This is a genomic window from Actinoalloteichus spitiensis RMV-1378, from assembly GCF_000239155.1.
GTDB lineage: Bacteria > Actinomycetota > Actinomycetes > Mycobacteriales > Pseudonocardiaceae > Actinoalloteichus_B > Actinoalloteichus_B spitiensis.
The window spans coordinates 1-588 of sequence record NZ_AGVX02000866.1; the positions used below are offsets into that span (position 1 = coordinate 1).

A 588-nucleotide genomic window follows, 5' to 3' on the forward strand; every position below is an offset into this window, starting at 1 on the left:
CCGGTGGGGGAGCCGGTGTCCGGTTCCGCCACCAGCCGGCTGCGGGACCTGCTGGACCGGCGGACAGCACTCGGTGTCGTCCTCGGGGCGTTCGCCCTGGCGGCGGGCGTGGCGCTGACCGGGACCGCTGCCTGGCTGATCGCGACCGCGGCCGGGCAACCGCCGGTGCTCACCCTCACCGTCGCGGCCGTGTCGGTGCGCACCTTCGCGTTGTCCAAGGCGTTGCTGCGCTACCTGGAGCGCCTCGTCTCCCACGACGCGGCGTTCCGGCTGTCCGGCCGGCTGCGGGTCCGGCTGTGGAACGCCCTGGTCCGGCTCGGGCCGGCCCGGGTCCTGCGCCGCCGGGACTCCGACACGGCGGCCCGGTTGGTCGGTGACGTCGACCAGGTGCGGGACCTGGTGCCCAGGGTCCTGCTGCCGCCGGCGGCGGCGCTGCTGGTCGGGGCGATGGTGGTGCTGGCCCACTGCCTGGTCCTGCCGGCCGCCGGCGCGGTGACGGCGGTGGCGCTGGTGCTCGCGCTCGGCGGGGGGTCCCTGGCCGCCCTGGCCGTGCAGCGCAGCGCCGAGCGGCGGGGGGGGGGGGGGGGG

General features: G+C 78.4%; 1 pseudogene. It reads left to right on the forward strand.

From position 1 onward, the window contains the following. Positions 1-15: 15 nt before the first annotated feature. A pseudogene (locus ACTIDRAF_RS31570) lies at positions 16-588 on the forward strand (glutathione/cysteine ABC transporter permease/ATP-binding protein); the annotation flags it as partial.